This is a genomic window from Bradyrhizobium sp. P5_C11_2 (assembly GCF_054049755.1).
In genome coordinates, this window is record NZ_JBFULT010000677.1 from 1 (window position 1) to 3,550 (window position 3,550).

Below are 3,550 nucleotides of genomic sequence, written 5' to 3' on the forward strand. Positions count from 1 at the left end.
GGGAATTTGATGATTGCAAGCAAACCGCCGGTTGGCCTCGCCTATTCGCGAGGCCAACCTGATTTGTGCAATCAGCGTCCGTCAGGCGTGCGCACGCCGACCCAGCTGTYGCGGATCTGATGATAGTGCACGCTCGGATCATAGACCGTGGTGTTGAGGCCGAGCACCTGCGGTGCAAGGCGGCCAACCGCGCTGAGCACGGAGTAGGACGCGACCACGCGATCGTGCTGCGCGGTCACCAGCGCCACGCGCGCGTTGACCAGCGCCTGCTGTGCGTTGAGCACGTCGAGGGTGGTGCGCTGTCCGGCCTTGGCCTCTTCGCGCACGCCGTTCAGCGCGATCTCGGAGGCCGTGACCTGCGCCTGCGCGGACTGCACCTGCGCCTTGCCGGCTTCCAACTGGCCCCAGGCCTGCACGACGTTGGCGCGAGTCTGGTCGCGGGTGGTTTCAAGATTCAGGCGTTGCTGCGCCAGATTCTCTTTCGATTGGCGGATCAGCGAATATTCCGCGCCGCCCTGAAAGATCGGCACGGAGGCAGTCGCGATGGCGGACGCGGTATTCGTCCGGAAGACCGTCAGGGTCTGCTGATAGGACGTGCTGACACCAGCCTGGACCGTGACCGTCGGCAGCAGCGCGCCTTCGCTGATCTTGACCTGGAGATAGTTGACGTCGATGCCGTACATCGCAGCCGTGACGCTGGGGTTCTCCACCAGGCTCAGATTGACAGCGGAGGCGATCGTCCCGGGCAGGAAACGATCGACCGGCGAGCCCGGAGCGAGGTTCGACGGCTCGTTGCCGATGATCCGGCGGAAGTTCGCGCGCGTCGTCGTGAGATTCGATTCGGCGGTCAGCGCCTGGGTCTTGCCGGCGGCCAATTGCGCCTCGGACTGCGCCACGTCGGTGCGCGTCACCTCGCCGACGTTGAAGCGATCGCGCGTCTGCTTCAGCGTCTGCTCGAGCACGCGCACGTTGCTGCGCTGGACTTCGAGCGTCGCGGCGTCGCGCAGATAGTCCATGTAGGTCGTGGCAGCCTGCAGGAGGACCGTCTGCTCGAGCACGCGCAACGCCTCGCGGGACCCCGAGACCTGGCTCTCCGCCGCGCGCGTCCTGTTGGCGGTCTGATTGCCGTTGTAGAGCGTCTGGTTGACGGTCAGGCTGGCGCTGTTGGGCTGAAGCGGAGGATCGCTATGGATCCCCAGGCCCTTCTGCGTCGCCTGGATGTCCTGATATTGATACCCGGTGCCGAGGGTCACATTGACCTTGGGGCGATAGCCCGACAGCGCCTGCGGCACGTTCTCATCAGTCGAGCGCACCTGGGCGCGCTGCGCGTTGAGCTGCGGATTGTTCTGATAGGCGCGCACCAATGCGGCCTCGATCGTGTCCGCCAAGGCAGGCGCGGGCCCGGCCAGCGCCATCAGCAGGACCGAAACCGCAGCTCCGGTGAAGAGCTTCACCCCATGCATCCGTGAAATTCCGTTCATTCTAACGCCAGCCTCGTGCCCGCGAGCCTGGTTACCGTATCCGAGTGGAGTCGTTGCCCCGCCGCAACATAGGACGCGGTCGAGCGCGACGGAACTACCTGAGGGTAGTTCTCGGTGGAAACTCTTCACGTGCAGCATCCCGGCCACACTTCTGATTCGGAACGGGATTTTAACGGGCCGGAATGGTCACAAGGACTGTCAGAAGACGAAGGCGGCGGCCCGTTCCAGCCCGGGAAGGACCGGGGCTGCGGCATCGAACAGCGCCCGATGGCCGAATTCGCCGTGGGAACGGGTCACGATGATGGCCCGCGACGGCTGGGTCTCGGCGGAGACCCCCACCAGACGCCCGCCCTCCCTGAGCTGACCGAACAGCCCTTCGGGCGTCACCTCGGTGGCGCCATTGAGGACGATCACGTCATAGGGGGCGGAACTGGGATCCCCCTCGGCGCAGGCCGCGGCCTTGCAGGTCACATTGGCCAGCCCAATGGCGCCGACGGCGTCCCTGGCTTTCGCGGCGAGGGCCGAATCGCATTCCGTCGCGGTCACCTGGCGGGCAAGTTTGGCTGTCAGCGCGGCGAGATAGCCGGTGGCGCAGCCCACGACCAGCACATTGTCGCCCTCGCCGATCTCGGCGGCCTGCAGCAGCTTGCCGGTGAGCGCCGGCTTGATCAGGAACCGCTTGGCGCCCCCCTCGCYCACGTCGAGGTCGAGATCGAGATAGGCCAGGGCTTGCCGGTTCGCCGGGACGAAGGCCTCACGGGGAACCGTGAGCATGGCATCGAGAATGCGGCGATCGGTGACGTCAGTGGTGCGCACCTGGCCATCGACCATTTTTTGGCGCGCGGTCGAAAAACCGGACATTTGCGGACCCTGGAATGCGGACGATGCCGCGGACGAAAGTTGGCGGCATATTTGGAGCAGGCCCCGCCAAAACGCAACACGTCCGTTGCCCCGGAGGGCCGGGGCATCCGCAAGTCAAGGCATCAAGGATCGAGACGGGCCTATTCGATCGCGACCGCGAGCCGGCCGATCAGCGCCGCAACCTCGTCCAGCCGTGCCGAATCGGGGGTCTCGACCGCGCGCGCGAGGCGGACCAGACATTCATCGTCGCTGAGCTCGGGGATGTCGGACGGCAGAATCGAGGGCGCCAGTTGGGAACGGTCAACGTGGATGTGTCGCATGGGGAATCAGCTCCGTATGGACCCGGCAGCCCGAAGCTCGATTTGAATTGAGTCGATTTGGCGCCGGCCTCATGGCGCGACGGCGCYACCACACACATCTGCTTGAGGCGTGATTCCGCGCAGGTTCGAGGATATTCACGGGCTCACAGACGACTGGAACAGCGTCGTGCGCTGCCTCAGGATGAGGCTGCAACCCACTGAATTTACGGTGAAATTTGGCTCCCCGGGCTGGATTCGAACCAGCGACCATCCGATTAACAGTCGGATGCTCTACCGCTGAGCTACCGAGGAAAGGGCGAACCGACGTTCGCGCGCGGCTGCGTATAACAAAGCCGCTTGCGCTTGCAAAGGACGAATTCGTCATCTTCCGCAACGCGTCGAGGAAGGGCCTCTGCGGCCCCTCCTCCGGGCCATGCGCGGTAAAACTATTCGGCGACGAACGACGTGGTCTTGGTGCCGGAATCGTAGCGCAGCCGAAGCGCTGTGAACTTGCAGAGATTGACGTTCTTCCAGAGCACCGACTCGTCATAGTTCTGCCAGTCGACGCGGATGTTCCAGACACACCCCTCGTCGTCATCGTCGAACTCGACATAGGTCGACGCCTGGTTCTGCAAAACCTTGTCGAGCTCGTTGTCCCATTCATCCAGACCGTCGTCCGGCGCATTGAAGCCCAGGAACTTGATGGCGTAGCCCGTCTCGTTGACGACAGTGACGTTGCGGGCATCGGCCGCGAATGACGGCGCGGCGGCAATCGAAAGACCGATGGCGATCAGTCCAGACAGAAAATACTTCATGTGAAATTCCCCCGATCGAAACAGCCTCTAGCGCCTGTCGTCGATCGCCGCAGGCACCGCGGCAACAAATGCGTTGCCTGAGAGAGTCGTCCGG

The 3,550-nt window shown here is 64.1% G+C and carries 4 protein-coding genes and 1 tRNA gene; all 5 read right to left on the reverse strand.

Annotation, left to right across the window (positions count from 1 at the left end; all coding sequences use genetic code 11):
- Positions 1 to 71 precede the first annotated feature (71 nt).
- Positions 72 to 1,463 (reverse strand): TolC family outer membrane protein, encoded by a 1,392-nt coding sequence (locus ACXJL8_RS36700; protein ID WP_456686590.1) that lies wholly within the window; start codon positions 1,461 to 1,463, stop codon positions 72 to 74.
- A gap of 216 nt (positions 1,464 to 1,679) precedes the next feature.
- Positions 1,680 to 2,342, reverse strand: coding sequence for a protein-L-isoaspartate O-methyltransferase family protein (locus ACXJL8_RS36705; RefSeq protein WP_456686589.1), 663 nt, complete (start codon positions 2,340 to 2,342; stop codon positions 1,680 to 1,682).
- Between the two features lie 140 nt (positions 2,343 to 2,482).
- Positions 2,483 to 2,662, reverse strand: a complete 180-nt coding sequence (locus tag ACXJL8_RS36710; protein ID WP_456623903.1) for a hypothetical protein — start codon at positions 2,660 to 2,662, stop codon at positions 2,483 to 2,485.
- A gap of 216 nt (positions 2,663 to 2,878) precedes the next feature.
- Positions 2,879 to 2,953 (reverse strand) — tRNA-Asn (locus tag ACXJL8_RS36715).
- 134 nt (positions 2,954 to 3,087) lie between these two features.
- Positions 3,088 to 3,456 (reverse strand): hypothetical protein, encoded by a 369-nt coding sequence (locus ACXJL8_RS36720; protein ID WP_456623902.1) that lies wholly within the window; start codon positions 3,454 to 3,456, stop codon positions 3,088 to 3,090.
- Positions 3,457 to 3,550 lie beyond the last annotated feature (94 nt).